We start from the raw sequence: 14,721 nt of genomic DNA, 5'->3' as shown, positions 1-14,721 counted from the left end.
TTACATGGGGACGGCAAACTGCCGCCCGCAAGGCCTGCACCCTGTCTTTTCCTTTAACTCGGCAGGTTCCTGCTTTAAGGTTCGCGGCAAAACACCGGGCGCAGCAGCGGCCCCGGGCAGTATGGATTTGGATGGTTTGACCCAAAGCATGAAACCGGCCTTCGCTCTTTCCCTTTCCGCTGACGGCATAGAACTTCTGCACCGTGCCCCGGACGGCTGGCGGAGCGTGGCCAGCACTCCATTTGACACCGGGGACCTTCCTGCAGCGCTTGCCTCAATGCGCAAGACTGCACTGCGGCTGGCATCAGAAGGGGTCTATTCCAAGCTGATCCTGCCGAATGACCAGATCCGCTATCTGAGCATTGAGACCGGAGATCTGACCGCGGGCGAACGGATTGAGGCTGCGCGCAAGGCACTGGATGGCGCAACGCCTTATCCCGTGGACGACCTGGCCTTTGACATCTGCGCCGAAGGCGGTGTTACCCATGTCGCGGCAGTGGCGCTGGAAACGCTCGACGAAGCGGAAACCTTTGCAGTGGAGCACGGCTTCGGGCCTGTCAGTTTTGTTGCCGCACCTCAGGACAGCGGCTTCCGGGGCGAACCGTTCTTTGGCACCACCCGGATGATCCGCGGAACCGAAGTTGAACCCGACAACGCCGTAGTCGAGGTGATCGGTCCGGCTGACCTTCCGGAACCTGAAACAGGTGATCTTTCTGAAGACCAGCCCCCTGCTTCCGTTGAACCCGAAGAAACAGAGGCTCTTGCAGCCTCTGCTCCACCGGCAATTTCATCTTCTGACACGGACAAAGCTGCCCAGCCCGGCGCCGCTCCGGAAAGCCCGGAAGCCTTAGGCCAGCAGGAGCCCCTCGAGGCCCCCGTCACAGCCGCGTCAGCCGGCCCGGCCTCAGAACCTGACCCCCTGCACCCAGAGCCGCCCGAAGCTTCACAGCCGGATGAACGCCACGCTACGTCGGCACCTGCCGCAAAGGTTTTCAGCAGCCGCCGCGGCACCGCGCCAGAGCAAGGCGCGGAAAACCCGCCGCTGCCCCCCGCACCCAAATCTGCCCCTCTCGCGCCTCCAGCCGCTGCTCCGTTCGCAGATGGCAGCACGCCGGTAGCTGATCAGGGGCCTGCAAAACCGCAGGGCGCGGCAAACACCTCAGCGGCAGAAGAAAAGAAAGTACCGCAACGGACCATTCCGCCAGCACCCGCAGCTCTGCGCGCACCGTCTCCTGCCGCGCCCGCACCGCGGCCGGAAACCAAGCCTGACCGCAAAAAGGCATCCGGGAACACACCGCGCTACCTGGGACTTGCGCTGACCGCCGCGCTGCTGTTGCTGCTGGCCACGGTCGCAGTCTGGGCGCTGTTCAGCGAGGGCGGTTTCTTTGCCGCCCGCCCGGCCACGGACAATGACCGATCCCCTGCCCCGGCCGTCATCTCTGGCGAACTTCAACCCGAAGAAACCGAGCCGAAAACTTCTTCCGGCACTGCCGGCCAGCCGGCTGAGATTTCCCCGCAAGTCAGTGTTCTGGCGGATCAGCCGGATCCGGGCCTGAGCGAAGCCGCACCATCCTTACCCGACGATTCGGAGGCAGCCCCCTCTGTAGAGGATGAAGCCGCCGCCGACGGCGTCGCCCCCCCGGAAGAAGGAACGGATACCGCGTTCCTGGATCCGCAAGCCCTGCAGCCCGGGGCGGCAGACGCCCCAGTGTCAGAACCGCTGGACGAACTGGCCCAGGCCGCCCGCTACGCTGCGACCGGTGTCTGGCCGGTGGCTCCGGAACTGGACACTATCCCCGCCGCTCCTGGCCTGGATGAACTTTATACTGCCTCCGTTGACCACTCGGAAATTGCGGCTGATGCAGTTGCTTTGCCGCAACCCGAAACTTACGCCCAGGACGAAGTTCCGGGCGCGATTGCCTCCCCTGCGGCAGCAGGGTCCGCATTTGATCTGGACGAACGCGGTTTGGTCAAGGCCACCCCCGAAGGCACGCTCAACCCGGATGGCGTCACGGTTTTTCTTGGCAGGCCGCAGAAGGTGCCGCCGCCTGCGCCGGACCGCAGCGACCCGGCAGCTGAGGCGCTGGCGGAGGAAGTCGCCCGCAACCAGGTGCTGTCACGCAAGCGCCCCAAGGCCCGGCCTGCTGATCTGGCGGAACAGGTGGAACGGGCCCAGAACGGCGGCCTCAGCCGTGCCGAACTGGCCGGGCTGCGCCCGCGCAAGCGCCCTGCCAGCCTGAAACCGGCAGAGGAAGAAGAACTGCCGGTCACCGCGCAGGCCATTGCGTCGTCGGTTGTGCCGCGCGGCCGTCCCGCAAATTTTGCCAATCTGGTCGACCGCGCCCGCCGCAACGCGCAAAACCAGGTGCAGACCGCGGCCGCCGTGCCTGCGGCTGCCGCTGCTGCACCGCCGCGCATTCCGACCAGCGCCTCCGTGGCCCGGCGTGCGACCGTAAACAACGCCCTCAACCTGCGGAAACTGAACCTGATTGGCGTCTATGGCACCGCTGCCAACCGCCGTGCCTTGGTTCGTTTGCCCTCAGGCCGTTACAAGAAGGTGCAGGTCGGCGACCGGATCGACGGCGGCCGCGTGATTGCCATTGGCGAAGGCCAATTGCAGTATCAGAAAGGCGGCCGCAACCGAACTCTGACGATGCCAAAGAGCTGAACAGCCGCATAGCTGCCTGCTTCCCTCTTGGCACTGTCTTCTCTGCAAGAGTCAGAAACTGCGCCTTTTCCTAATACCCCAGCCACAAAAAAACCGGGCCTGCTATGCAGGCCCGGCGCAGTCAGTCTCTCTGATGCCGCTTACTCCGCAGCCTGGATCTCGCCGCTTTCGATCTGCTCGCGCTCGATCGATTCAAACAGCGCCTTGAAGTTGCCCTCGCCGAAGCCATCGTCGCCTTTGCGCTGGATGAACTCGAAGAAGATCGGCCCGATCACGGTTTTCGAGAAGATCTGCAGCAGGATACGGGTCTCGCCACCGTCCACCACGCCTTCGCCGTCAATCAGGATGCCGTGCTTCTTCATGCGGTCCAGCGGCTCATCATGGCCCTGCACCCGTTCCTTGGACATCTCGTAATAGGTGTCATTCGGGCCGGGCATGAACTTCAGGCCCTTGTCGGCAATTGCGTCGGTGCTGGCATAAATATCCTCGGTACCAACCGCGATGTGCTGAATGCCTTCACCGTTGTACTTCTTCAGATAGGACACGATCTGCCCGGTTTCGCCGCGGTCCTCGTTGATCGGGATCCGGATGCGGCCGCAGGGCGAGGTCAGCGCACGGCTGAAGAGACCGGTGAATTTACCCTGGATATCAAAGAAGCGGATCTCCTTGAAGTTGAACAGTTCCTCGTAGAACTTGAACCACTTGTCCATGTTGCCCTTGTAGACATTGTGGGTCAGGTGATCGAGGTAATAGAAACCGTCACCGCGCGGCTTGGACTGCTTCAGCCATTCGAACTCGGTGTTGTAGGGCGAGGTGTCGTAATACTGGTCGATGAAGTAGATCAGCGAGCCGCCAATGCCCTTGATCGCGGGCACATCCATGACCTTGCCCGGGCCTTCATAGGCCTCGGCGCCTTTGGACACCGCGTGTTCAAACGCCTTTTGCGCATCAGCAACCCGCCAGCCCATCGCCGGGGCGCAGGGGCCGTGCTCATCCACGAACTTCGCGGCAAAGCTGTCGGGGTCTGCGTTCAGGATGTAGGTGACGTCCCCCTGCTGCCACAGCTCCACCAGCGGCTGGTCCTTGCGGTGGCCGGTCAGCTCATAACCCATACGGGTGAACAGCGCCCGCAGTTCGTCCGGCTCCGGGCTGGCAAATTCGACAAACTCAAAGCCGTCGGTGCCTGCGGGGTTTTCAGGGGTGATTTCGGATTTCGGGGCGTTGTGCGGGAAAGGACCCATTGCGCGTCTCCTTCATGTCATTCGGGACAAGGTGAATTCTTGCATCAAGAATACCGCATTCGTTATGCAGTTTTTCCGCGTATTTGCGCACCACACCCTTGATTTGCGCGCAAGTTACGCATCACAATGTTGAATTCAGGAGAAATCACGCATGCTGGATCCGACTGACACAAAACTGCTCGCAGCTCTGCAGAAAAATGCCCATCTCACTGCACAGGAGCTGGGAGAGATTCTGAATTTGTCGCCCAGTCAGGCCGGGCGGCGGCGGCAGCGGCTGGAAGCAGAGGGATACATTGAAGGCTACGCGGCCCGATTGAACCCGGCCAAACTGGGACTGGCGGTACAGGGCTTTGTGCAGGTTCACCTCAGCAGCCACGGGCCGGAACAGTCCAAGGGATTTGCGCGGCTGGTCGCCCGTCAGCCGGAAATCACGTCAGCCTGGACGATGACCGGCGAAGCCGATTACCTGCTGCGTGTCTATTGCACCGATCTGCAAGCACTGAACACGTTGATCCATGAAATTCTGCTGCCCCATCCGGGCGTTGCCAGGGTCCAGAGCCAGATCGTGATGGCACAATTAAAACGCGACGCGCCGCTGCCGACTTAACCAGCTGGGAAGGATTTGGGCCTAAAGATGCAGCAACGACTTCTGTAACCCAAAGTGGAACTTTTCCGTGTCCTTTGTAGACCGCCGTGTTGAAACCCGCCCAACCAGCGGCGAGGCACCGTTTGGCCTCAATGAAGTATTCTTTTCCCGAACCGACAGCCGGGGGGTGATCCGCGCCGGGAACTACGTGTTCCGCCGCGTCGGCGCTTACCCCTGGGAAGAACTGATCGGTGCGCCGCACAAGGTGATCCGCCACCCGGACATGCCCAAGGGGGTGTTCTCGCTGTTCTGGGACACCATTCAGCGCGGCGAAAGCATCGGTGCCTATGTCAAGAACAAGGCCAAGGATGGGTTGTACTATTGGGTCTTTGCAGTGGTGGTGCCCTGCGGGGACGGGTACCTGTCGGCCCGCATCAAGCCCAGCAGCAAGCTGTTTGACGAGGTGCGCGGCCTTTACGCCAAAATGCTGAAGCGTGAAAAGGACGAGGGCGTCAAACCGGAGGAAAGCGCCCAGTACCTTCTCGATTGGCTCAAAAGCCAGGGCTTCGAGGACTACCACCAGTTTGCAGCACATGCCCTCAGCCAGGAACTGATCGCGCGGGACAAGGGTCTGGGCAACCAGCAGAACGCCCGGATTCAAGAGCTGACCGGCATGCTGGAAGACGCCGAAAAGCTGGCAGAGGAAACTGATGGTCTGATCGCAGACTTTGATGCCATGCACACGATTCCGCATAATCTGCGGGTGCTGGCGTCGCGCATCGAACCCTCAGGCGGGCCGGTCACTGTTCTGTCTCAAAACTACGGCGCCATGTCACGGCAGATGTCGGACTGGTTTGGCGCCCACGTGATGGGCGAAAACAGCAACTTCGCCAAGATCAAATCCTCGGTGAACGACAGCCTGTTTGTCGAGGGCATGGCGCGCGTTCTGATCGAATGCGACAACCAGCTGCAGCAGGAACGCCGCGATCTGGGTGATGCCGACATGGAATCAGAACGAAAGATTCTGGGCGACCTGGTGAAGCAGCAGGTCAAGCGGTCTGAAGAGGGCATGAAAGAAGTGGATGAGGAAGCCGCGCGCATCACCGGTGCCTGCCAGATCATGCACCGGCATTTCCTGGGTCTCAGCTCCACCCGGGTTCTGCTCAAGATCGAAAGCGCTCGCCTGACTGATTCCGGTGAAACCCTGGCGGATATTATTGACCAGCTCGGCGGCTTCCAGGAACGGATTTCCAGGCGGCTGGACCGGATCGGCAAACTCAGCGAAGATATCCGGATGCTTGAGCAGTAAAGGCCGCGCAGGCGCCCGATTGCCGCAACAGCCTGTTCCGCCGCCGCAAAGCCATTGCCAAGGCCGGGGCAGGCTTGCGATACCTGTAATATGGAAGAATTTTTCTATCAGGCGACAATTTACCTCGGCGCAGCAGTGATTGCGGTGCCGCTGGCAGCGCGTCTCGGTTTGGGCTCTGTGTTGGGATACCTTGCGGCAGGCATCGCCATCGGCCCGGTGCTGGGCCTGACCGGTGCGGAAACCGAGGACCTGCGCCATTTTGCTGAATTCGGCGTGGTCATGATGCTGTTCCTGATCGGGCTGGAACTGGAACCGCGCGCGCTTTGGGCGATGCGGGACAAGCTGATCGGGCTGGGCGGCATGCAGGTTGCCCTATCGACGGTAGTGCTGATGGGCGCAGCAATGGCCATGGGCCAGCCCTGGCATGTCAGCCTAGCCGTCGGCCTGGCACTGTCTCTATCCTCTACAGCTATTGTGCTGCAGACCCTGTCGGAAAAGGGGCTGATGCAGACCGGCGGCGGCCGCTCCGCCTTCTCGGTGCTGCTGACCCAGGATATCGCGGTCATTCCGATCCTCGCCTTTTTGCCCTTGCTAGGCACCTATGCCATCCCCCAGTTTGCTGCAGATGGTTCAATCAGCCGCGAAGGCGCTGGCGGCCATGGCGGCCACGGCTCTTTGTCACTGGTGGACGGGCTGCCAGGCTGGGCGGTGGCGCTGGTCACTTTGGCTGCAATTGCCTTCATCATCCTGGCGGGCATTTACCTGACCCGGCCGCTGTTCCGCTTCATCCACGCCTCCAACCTGCGCGAGATGTATACTGCACTGGCGCTGATGATCGTGGTCGGCATTTCTTTCGTGATGACCCTTGTTGGCCTGTCGCCAGCGCTCGGTGCCTTCCTGGCGGGTGTGGTGCTGGCCAACTCCGAGTTCCGGCACGAGATGGAAAGCGACCTCAATCCCTTCAAGGGGCTTCTGCTCGGGCTGTTCTTCATCACAGTGGGGGCCGGCATCAACTACCGCCAGTTCCTGGCCGACCCCGGCGACCTGATCGGTCTCGCGCTGCTGGTGATCTTTGCCAAGGGCGCTGTGCTGTTTGTTGTCGGCCGCGCCTTCGGCCTGCGCCGGCGGCGTCTGTGGCTGTTTACACTCAGCCTGGCGCAGGCCGGCGAATTCGGCTTTGTGCTGTTGGCCTTTTCCACCCAGCTCAACGTGCTTCCGCCGGCGCTGTCCGAAAAACTGCTGCTGGTGATCGCCCTGTCGATGCTGATTACCCCGCTGTTGTTCATTGCCTATGATCTGCTGTCCAAACGCATGGGAGAACCTCTGCAGGCCCCTGAGCCGGACGAGATCGACGAAGAAGGCCCGGTGATCATTGCCGGCATCGGGCGGTTCGGACAAATCGTCAACCGGCTGGTGCAGGCCAGCGGCTTCAAGACCGTGGTACTGGACCACGACATGGAGGCGGTGCAGCTGATGCGCCGCTTCGGGGTCAAGAGTTTCCTGGGCGACCCAACCCGCCCGGAGCTTCTGAAGGCCGCAGGCATCGCCAAGGCCAAGGTCTTTGTTGTGGCGCTGGATGACCCGGAAGGCGTGGTCAAAATGGTCTCCTATGTGCGCCGGGCCTACCCGGACCTGCACATCATTGCCCGCGCCAAGGACCGCAACCATGTGTATGAGCTGTATCAGGCCGGTGCCGACGACATCGTGCGCGAGCTGTTCGACAGCTCCGTCCGCGCCGGCCGCTATGTGCTGGAGAACGTCGGTCTCAGCGAATACGAGGCCGCGCAAGCCGCGCAGACCTTCTACAACCACGACCGCCAGAACCTGCGCGACTTGGCGCAGCACTGGATCCCGGGTGTCCCCGCCAGCCAGAATCCTGCCTATATCGAACGTGCGCAGGAACTGGAGAAGGCCATCGAAAGCGCAATCTTTGAAATGGCCGAGCGCAAGCGCAAGCGTTCCTCCGAAGCCGCTGAATAACAAAAGCCCCGGCAAAGGCCGGGGCTTCTTTCTATAACCTTGAGGCCAGCAGGCTCAGCCGTCCGAAACGCCGGCTTCGGCAAAGGTCGCCATACCGCTGTGGCAGGCGATGGCGCCTTTCAGAACCTGAATCGCCAGCGCCGCCCCGGAGGCCTCGCCCAGGCGCAGGCCCAGCGACAGCAGCGGTTCCTTGCCCAGCTTTGCCAGCAATGCCGCATGCGCAGCTTCGGCGCTTTGATGACCCGCAACCGCATGGTCCAGCGCACCATCCGCAGTCTGCAGCAGGCAGGCCGCCGCGGCGCAGCAGATAAACCCGTCAAGGATCACCGGGATATGCAGCACCCGGGCGGCGGCGATCGCCCCCGCCATGGCCGCAATCTCACGCCCGCCCAGGCAGGCCAGCGCGTCCAGGCCGTCGCGGATTGCAGCGCGGTGCAACGCGACGCCTTCCGCCACCACCCGGGTCTTGTTGGCCAGGCCTGCGTCATCCACACCGGTGCCACGGCCGGTCCAGTCCGACGCCTCTCCGCCAAACAGCGCACAGGCCAGGGCCGCAGCCGGTGTGGTGTTGCCGATCCCCATTTCGCCAACAACCAGCAGGTCCGCCGAAGGGTCCACAGCCTCCCATCCAGCCTTCAGCGCCGCCAGCAATTCGTCCTGGCTCATTGCGGCGCTTTTGGTGAAATCAGCGGTCGGACGGTCCAGCTCCAGCGCATGAACGTCCATGCGTGCGCCTGCCATCTTTGCCAGCTGGTTGATTGCTGCACCGCCGTGCTCGAAGTTGATAACCATCTGGGCCGTCACTTCTGCCGGGAATGCCGAAACACCTTGCTCCATCACCCCGTGATTGCCTGCAAAAACGATCACCTGGGGCGCGGCAATTTCCGGCCGCTCACTGCCGCGCCAGCCGCCGTACCAGATCGCCAATTCCTCCAGACGCCCCAGCGCGCCCGGCGGCTTTGTCAGCTGACTGTTTCGCGCCGTAGCGGCGGCGGCAGCTGCTTGGTCCTGCGCAGGCGCGCCGGCCAGTGCGGCGCGGAAATCATCAAGGGAGGAAAGCTGTGGCAGCATAGGAAAGCCTCGTTGCATCTGAGTGGTGGACGCGGATAAAGCGGATTGACCCTGTTTAACCGCTGGCAGCCCCGCCGCAAGCACTGCAATAGGCCCGCAAATGCAAAAAAACGACATTCAGGCAAAAGACATTCTGCTGGCGCTGGTGCTGCTGACCAGGCTGCCGATGCCGCACCTGCCGCAGCAGGCCTTCCAGCGCCAGGCCAAGGCGGTCTGGTCGTTTCCGCTGGCCGGTCTCGCAGTGGCGCTGCCCGCAGCGCTGCTGGCGGCGCTGGCGCTGGCTGCCGGGCTGCCTGCCATGGTGGCCGCAGGTCTTGCGCTGGCAGTGCAGGTGATGCTGACCGGCGCCATGCATGAGGACGGGCTGGCCGACACCGCCGACGGGTTGTGGGGCGGCTTTACTCGCCAGCGGCGGCTGGAGATCATGAAGGACAGCCGTATCGGAGCTTACGGGGTGATCGCGCTGATCCTGGGGCTGGGACTGCGGTGGAGCGCCTTGGCCGCTGTGTTTGCGGCGGCCGGCGTCTGGCCGCTGCTGGCGATCGCAATGATGAGCCGGGCAGTGATGCCCCAGCTTATGGCATTTTTGCCAAACGCCCGCTCCGTCGGCCTGTCACAGACCGTTGGCCGCCCCCGCGCCCTGCCCTGCCTGCTGGCTGCAGTGCTGGCAATTGCTCTGTCGCTGCCACTGATCGGCGGCGCGGCCTTTGGCGTGGCTTTGGCTATGGGTGCTGCTGCGGCCGGGCTGGGCGCCCTGGCCAAGGCCAAGATCGGCGGCCAGACCGGAGATGTTCTGGGCGCTTCGCAGCAGGCGGCTGAGATTGCCGGACTTCTCGTCCTGCTTGCCTTCTGCGGTTAACTCACCCTGAGACGAACAAAAGCCGCGCCCTTTCGGGCACGGCCTTCAATCGTAGATCAGCGCAGAGATCAGGCAGCGCGGGAGGTCAGGACCTCATCCACCTGCTTTGCAGCGGCGATTTCATCGTTGCCGGAAACAGCGGCCACTTCGCGGGTCAGGCGCTCCAGCGCAGCCTCGTACAGCTGACGCTCGGAATAGCTCTGCTCGCGCTGGTCGTCGGTGCGGTGCAGGTCGCGCACCACCTCAGCGATCGAGATCAGGTCGCCGGAGTTGATCTTTTGCTCGTACTCCTGGGCGCGGCGCGACCACATGGCGCGCTTCACCTTGGCTTTGCCCTTGAGCGTCTTCATCGCCTGGGCGATCACATCCGGCGAGCTCAGCGAACGCATGCCCACTTCAGTTGCCTTGTTGGTCGGCACGCGCAGGGTCATCTTGTCCTTTTCAAAGGTGATCACGAAAAGCTCCAGCGCAAAGCCGGCCACTTCCTGCTCCTCGATCGAGATGATCTGGCCGACGCCATGCGCCGGATAGACCACATAATCATTGGGGCGGAATTCGAGCTTCTTCGACTTGGTCATACAGGTTCTTCCTCACTCATGGCCGGGCGGCACCGGCACTATGGCGTAAAAAAAATCCAGATCCGGTCAGTTCAGTTTGACCAGCCCTCAGGACATTTTCTCCGCAGAAATACCGCCCATTTTGCACGCCACTGCTACGGCGCACCGGGGGCGGACTCCGATTGTTTATGTCTATTGTGCGCTAAGTATATCATAAAAAAGGGCCGCCCGAAAGGCGGCCTTCTGGCAAGGCTCCGTGAAAACCCGAAGCGATACGGCGGTTTTCCGCACAAATGCGGCATCACCGCGTGAGGCAGAGAATCAGCCGCCTTCGCCGGGCGCCTCGGAGAAATACTTCTCCATCTTGCCCTCTTCGCCGTCGCGTTCCTCATACCCCGGCATCGGATCTTTCTTGGACACGATCACCGGCCACAGCTCTGCATATTTGCGGTTGAATTCAACCCATTTGTCCATGTCCGGCTCGGTATCCGGGCGAATTGCGTCTGCCGGGCATTCCGGTTCGCAAACGCCGCAGTCGATGCATTCGTCGGGATGGATCACAAGGGTGTTCTCGCCCTCATAGAAACAGTCCACCGGGCATACCTCGACACAGTCGGTGTATTTGCAGGCGATGCAGTTTTCCGTCACGACATAGGTCATTGTACCGAGTCCCGTTATCCGTTTGCGCCTAGCTAATCCAGACGCGGCTGCACTTCAAGGCGTCAAAAGCCCTCTGGCTTGCGGGTAAGATCAAGCGCCCTGCGGGCTTTTTTGTCCGGACGGCCTTTTCCCTCGAACTTTGGATTGGCCGGAATTTTTTCCTGCTTTTCCGTCATGTCAAAGTACAGCGCCTGTGCCTCCGGCGCCGGGCCGCGGCGTTCGCCGATGGCTTCCACCTTGACCACCCGGATCACTTTGCCTTGAGCAAAGGTCAGAACGTCACCCGGGGCAACGTTCTGAGCCGGTTTCAAAGCCTTGGTGCCGTTGAGGCGCACATGGCCCGCGCTGACTTGTTTCGCGGCCAGGCTGCGGGTTTTGAAAAACCGCGCATGCCAAAGCCATTTGTCGATGCGGATCTTGGGCGCCCCCTCAGTCATAGCCGGGTCAATCGCCCTGCTTCAGCCCCATCAGCGCTGCGGCGAAGGGGTTGTCCGGGTCGATCTGCTTTTCCTTCTTGGCAGGACGCGAGGAATAGGTCTTGGCGCCCTGATCCTGGCGCGGACCGCCCTTGCGGCCCGGCTTGCCCCGGCCACCATCACGGTCGCCGCCCTTGGCACCGCGCGGCTTGCCCTTGCCGCCAGGCTTGCCGTCGCCCTGCGGGCGGCGGTTCTGCTGGCGCTGGCCGCCTTGGCGTCCGCCGCGGTTACCGCCCCAAGTGAAGGTGAAAAAGACTTCCACCTCCGGCGCGTCAACAGCCGCATCGGCTGCTTCACCAACCGGGGTTTCGCCCGCAGCCGTTTCCGCAACGGGCGCCTCGGCTGCCGGCTCGGCCGGTTCCTCGGCGACGGGGGCAACGCCCTCGTCTGCGATGGCCTCAGTGCCGGCAGGCACATCCGCCGGCGCAGGCTCGCCTTCGGCATCCGGTGCCGCGGCCGGGGTGTTCTCTGCCTCTGCAGCGGCATCCATCACCGGCTGACCTTCGGCAGGCGTGCCGGTTTCTGCCACCACGGCGTCGGCAGGCTTCACCTTTTCGCGTTCGCCCTTCTCGGCTTTGTAGCCCAGGCCCTGCATCAGATCGGCGAACTGCTCCAGCGTCATACCGGTGATCGACAGCATGTCGGCCTTGGCTTCAAAGCCGCCGCGGCTGTCTTCGCCGCGCAGCATGTCAGCCAGACGCTCCAGCATGTCGATGCGGATCATCCGCTCGCCGGCGGCACGGTAGCCGGACATGGTGTCATAGCCTTCCGGCGCGTCTTTGATGGACGGCACGGTGACCAGACCCGGGGGCGGCGCCTCGGGGAAGTCTTGCAGGCCGTTTGCCAGCGACCACAGCACCAGGCGCAGACGGGTCGGCGCCGGCTTCAGCAGCAGCGGCATGAAAATGGTGAACTGGCCGAAGCGGATGCCGTGCTTGCGCAGCGCGCCGCGGGCGTCCTGATCCAGGTCCTTGACCTCTTGCGCCACGCCTGCACGGGGCAGCACGCCGAGGTTTTCGACCATGCGGAAGGCAAAGCCGCGCGCGAGACCGGTCAGTTCTTCATCTTTCTGCAGGTTCAGAAGCGGCTCGAACAGCGCGTTGATCTTGCGGGTGATGAAATGCAGCAGACGGCGCTCGACCTTCTGGGCCACGTCCGGCCCGGCGGCCTCATCCACAAAGACCTCGATCTGCGGGTTCAGCGCGTCGGCGCCGGCAACCAGCTTGCCGACCGCATGTTCGCCCCACATCAGACCGCCCTGTTCGGTAAAGTCGATCTCGGTATCGGGCGCGTTGTAGAACCGGTCCGCGCGCAGATGGAATTGCGGCGCCAATGCCTGCAGCGAGGCCGCCTTGAGGGCCTTTGCCTCAGTGCCTTGCGCAGCTTTGTCCGGGCTGAACCGGAACCCCTCCAGACGGCCGACGAATTCGCCTTCGACCGTCACTTCACCCTTGTCATTCACTTCGGCCAAAAGGGCCTCCTTCTGTTTGAGCCGCCGCAACAGCACAGACGTGCGCCGGTCCACAAATCGCTGAGTCAAACGCTCATGCAGAGCATCCGACAACCTGTCTTCTACAGCGCGCGTCTCCCCGCGCCAATGGCTTTCGTCACGCAGCCAGCCATTCCGCTGCGCGACATATGTCCACGTCCGGATAAATGCCAGACGCTTGGACAATGTGTCGATGTTTCCGTCGGTGCGGTCAATCCGCTTTATCTGGCGGGCCATCCAGTCGTCCGGCACCACCCCGCCGCCATGCAAATGCTCGAAAATCACCCCCAGAAGCGACGTGTGTTCGGCATGGGAGATACCGCGGAAATCAGGGATCCGGCAAACATCCCACAACAATTTCACCGACTGCGCGTTGGTGGTGCGCGAGATCACGGCGGATTCCCGCGACAGCATCTTCAGCGCGCCCAGATCATCGGCTTCACGCGCTTTGATCAGGTTCTCGTTCGAGGGGCTTGATTCGAGCGAATTGATCAGCGCCTCAACCGAGCCGAATTGCAAATCGGCAGAGCGCCAGTTGAGTTTCTTCAGCGGCGTGAACTGGTGGTTCATGATGGCCGATGCGGTGCCCTCGTCCAGCGGCCGTGCATCGCCAGTGACGCCAAAGGTGCCGTGGCTCATCCCCCGGCCCGCGCGGCCTGCGATCTGCGCCAGTTCATTCGGTGCCAGCGGGCGCATCCGGCGGCCGTCAAACTTGGCGGTGGAGGAAAACGCCACATGGTCAATATCCAGGTTCAGCCCCATGCCGATGGCATCGGTCGCCACAAGGTAATCAACCTCGCCATTCTGATAGAGCGCCACCTGGGCGTTGCGTGTCCGGGGGGAGAGCGCCCCCATCACCACCGCTGCACCGCCCTTCTGGCGGCGGATCAACTCGGCGATTGCATAGACATTATCAACCGAAAATCCGACGATTGCGGTTCGGGGCGGCATCCGGCTTATCTTTTTCGAACCTGCATAGACCAGATCGGACATCCGGTCGCGGCGGACGAATTCGACACCCGGCACCAGCGCCGAGATCGGTCCGCGCATGGTGTCTGCGCCCAGAAACAGCGTCTCATGAGTACCGCGGGCGCGCAGCAACCGGTCTGTGAACACATGGCCGCGCTCCGGGTCGGCGCAGAGCTGGATTTCGTCGATGGCCAGGAAATCGCACCCCATGCCCTCCGGCATCGCCTCGACGGTGCAGATCCAGTACTGCGCCCGCGGCGGCACGATCCGTTCCTCGCCGGTGACCAGCGCCACGACTGACGGGCCGCGCGCAGCCACCACCTTGTCATAGACTTCCCGCGCCAAAAGGCGCAGCGGAAAGCCCATCACTCCGGTGCGGTAGCCCAGCATCCGTTCGATGGCATAGTGGGTTTTGCCGGTGTTGGTCGGGCCCAGAACGGCCACGATCCGCGATGCGCTTGCCATAACTTCAGCCCCCGCGCCCCAGCGGGGCTTACAGTTCCCTGCCCTCGATCGAGGGCCTCAGACGTTCGAGGGCGCTGCTTACTTCCTCGTGGTGCGGATGTATAGCCTTGGCGCGCTGGTAGGCCTCATAGGCGCGTTCCGGCTGGCGGAACTGCTCAAACACCACGCCCAGCGCATAGACCGCGTTGTAGTCCTGCGGGTTCAGTGCCAGCGACCGTTCCAGATCCGCTATCGAAGGGCCGTAGAGGCCGATCTCGAAGTAAACCCGCGCGCGTTCATACCAGCCGCGGGCAAAGCCTGGCGCGTGATCGGTCAGCGCGGTCAGATGCTCCACCGCCTCCTGCAGGTCGCCGCGTTCCATCGCGTCCCGTCCCCGCCGCAGCAGCAGGTC

At 62.7% G+C, this 14,721-nt stretch carries 12 protein-coding genes; 5 read left to right on the top strand and 7 right to left on the bottom strand.

Going from position 1 to position 14,721, the window contains the following annotated elements:
* The first annotated feature begins 277 nt into the window (after window positions 1-277).
* A complete protein-coding gene (locus RA25_RS07865; RefSeq protein ID WP_241477382.1) occupies window positions 278-2,668 on the top strand; it encodes a hypothetical protein in 2,391 nt (796 codons plus the stop codon).
* 140 nt (window positions 2,669-2,808) lie between these two features.
* On the opposite strand, the gene hppD is transcribed toward RA25_RS07865, so the two are convergent.
* Window positions 2,809-3,909 (bottom strand): 4-hydroxyphenylpyruvate dioxygenase, encoded by a 1,101-nt coding sequence (gene hppD, locus RA25_RS07860; protein ID WP_039149878.1) that lies wholly within the window; start codon window positions 3,907-3,909, stop codon window positions 2,809-2,811.
* A gap of 151 nt (window positions 3,910-4,060) precedes the next feature.
* On the opposite strand from hppD, the gene RA25_RS07855 reads away from it, so the two are divergent.
* The 3 genes from RA25_RS07855 (at window position 4,061) to RA25_RS07845 (ending at window position 7,784) form a co-directional block, all read left to right on the top strand.
* Window positions 4,061-4,516, top strand: a complete 456-nt coding sequence (locus RA25_RS07855) for an Lrp/AsnC family transcriptional regulator (RefSeq protein ID WP_039171323.1) — start codon at window positions 4,061-4,063, stop codon at window positions 4,514-4,516.
* Between the two features lie 67 nt (window positions 4,517-4,583).
* Window positions 4,584-5,804 carry a PAS domain-containing protein gene (locus tag RA25_RS07850; RefSeq protein WP_039171321.1) on the top strand — a complete coding sequence of 407 codons (1,221 nt, stop codon included), beginning with the start codon at window positions 4,584-4,586 and terminating at the stop codon, window positions 5,802-5,804.
* A gap of 90 nt (window positions 5,805-5,894) precedes the next feature.
* Window positions 5,895-7,784 carry a monovalent cation:proton antiporter-2 (CPA2) family protein gene (locus tag RA25_RS07845; protein WP_019294691.1) on the top strand — a complete coding sequence of 630 codons (1,890 nt, stop codon included), beginning with the start codon at window positions 5,895-5,897 and terminating at the stop codon, window positions 7,782-7,784.
* Between the two features lie 54 nt (window positions 7,785-7,838).
* On the opposite strand, the gene cobT is transcribed toward RA25_RS07845, so the two are convergent.
* Window positions 7,839-8,855, bottom strand: coding sequence for a nicotinate-nucleotide--dimethylbenzimidazole phosphoribosyltransferase (gene cobT / locus RA25_RS07840; RefSeq protein ID WP_039171319.1), 1,017 nt, complete (start codon window positions 8,853-8,855; stop codon window positions 7,839-7,841).
* A gap of 100 nt (window positions 8,856-8,955) precedes the next feature.
* On the opposite strand from cobT, the gene RA25_RS07835 reads away from it, so the two are divergent.
* Window positions 8,956-9,714: an adenosylcobinamide-GDP ribazoletransferase gene (locus tag RA25_RS07835; RefSeq protein WP_039171316.1), complete on the top strand. Its 759-nt coding sequence runs from the start codon at window positions 8,956-8,958 to the stop codon at window positions 9,712-9,714.
* Window positions 9,715-9,782: 68 nt separating this feature from the next.
* On the opposite strand, the gene RA25_RS07830 is transcribed toward RA25_RS07835, so the two are convergent.
* From RA25_RS07830 to RA25_RS07810, 5 genes are all read right to left on the bottom strand, one after another.
* Window positions 9,783-10,292 (bottom strand): CarD family transcriptional regulator, encoded by a 510-nt coding sequence (locus tag RA25_RS07830; protein ID WP_019294694.1) that lies wholly within the window; start codon window positions 10,290-10,292, stop codon window positions 9,783-9,785.
* Between the two features lie 300 nt (window positions 10,293-10,592).
* Window positions 10,593-10,931 (bottom strand): ferredoxin FdxA, encoded by a 339-nt coding sequence (gene fdxA, locus RA25_RS07825; RefSeq protein WP_019294695.1) that lies wholly within the window; start codon window positions 10,929-10,931, stop codon window positions 10,593-10,595.
* A 62-nt stretch (window positions 10,932-10,993) separates the two neighbouring features.
* Window positions 10,994-11,368, bottom strand: coding sequence for an RNA-binding S4 domain-containing protein (locus tag RA25_RS07820; protein ID WP_019294696.1), 375 nt, complete (start codon window positions 11,366-11,368; stop codon window positions 10,994-10,996).
* A gap of 7 nt (window positions 11,369-11,375) precedes the next feature.
* A complete protein-coding gene (locus RA25_RS07815; RefSeq protein WP_039171313.1) occupies window positions 11,376-14,330 on the bottom strand; it encodes a helicase-related protein in 2,955 nt (984 codons plus the stop codon).
* A 28-nt stretch (window positions 14,331-14,358) separates the two neighbouring features.
* Window positions 14,359-14,721, bottom strand: a 363-nt coding sequence (locus RA25_RS07810) for a tetratricopeptide repeat protein (RefSeq protein WP_039171309.1), incomplete at its 5' end; no start/stop codon positions are given.

Source organism: Leisingera sp. ANG-S5 (assembly GCF_000813925.1).
Classification (GTDB): domain Bacteria; phylum Pseudomonadota; class Alphaproteobacteria; order Rhodobacterales; family Rhodobacteraceae; genus Leisingera.
Note: the sequence above shows the minus strand (reverse complement) of the source record. Positions and strands in the feature narration are given on the sequence as shown.

What these genes read in the sequence shown, in the direction of transcription:
- RA25_RS07865 (WP_241477382.1), top strand. Translation starts at nt 278, where the DNA reads ATGCGCAAGACTGCACTGCGGCTGGCATCAGAAGGGGTCTATTCCAAG.
- hppD (WP_039149878.1), bottom strand. Translation starts at nt 3,909, where the DNA reads ATGGGTCCTTTCCCGCACAACGCCCCGAAATCCGAAATCACCCCTGAA.
- RA25_RS07855 (WP_039171323.1), top strand. Translation starts at nt 4,061, where the DNA reads ATGCTGGATCCGACTGACACAAAACTGCTCGCAGCTCTGCAGAAAAAT.
- RA25_RS07845 (WP_019294691.1), top strand. Translation starts at nt 5,895, where the DNA reads ATGGAAGAATTTTTCTATCAGGCGACAATTTACCTCGGCGCAGCAGTG.
- cobT (WP_039171319.1), bottom strand. Translation starts at nt 8,855, where the DNA reads ATGCTGCCACAGCTTTCCTCCCTTGATGATTTCCGCGCCGCACTGGCC.
- RA25_RS07835 (WP_039171316.1), top strand. Translation starts at nt 8,956, where the DNA reads ATGCAAAAAAACGACATTCAGGCAAAAGACATTCTGCTGGCGCTGGTG.
- RA25_RS07830 (WP_019294694.1), bottom strand. Translation starts at nt 10,292, where the DNA reads ATGACCAAGTCGAAGAAGCTCGAATTCCGCCCCAATGATTATGTGGTC.
- fdxA (WP_019294695.1), bottom strand. Translation starts at nt 10,931, where the DNA reads ATGACCTATGTCGTGACGGAAAACTGCATCGCCTGCAAATACACCGAC.
- RA25_RS07820 (WP_019294696.1), bottom strand. Translation starts at nt 11,368, where the DNA reads ATGACTGAGGGGGCGCCCAAGATCCGCATCGACAAATGGCTTTGGCAT.
- RA25_RS07815 (WP_039171313.1), bottom strand. Translation starts at nt 14,330, where the DNA reads ATGGCAAGCGCATCGCGGATCGTGGCCGTTCTGGGCCCGACCAACACC.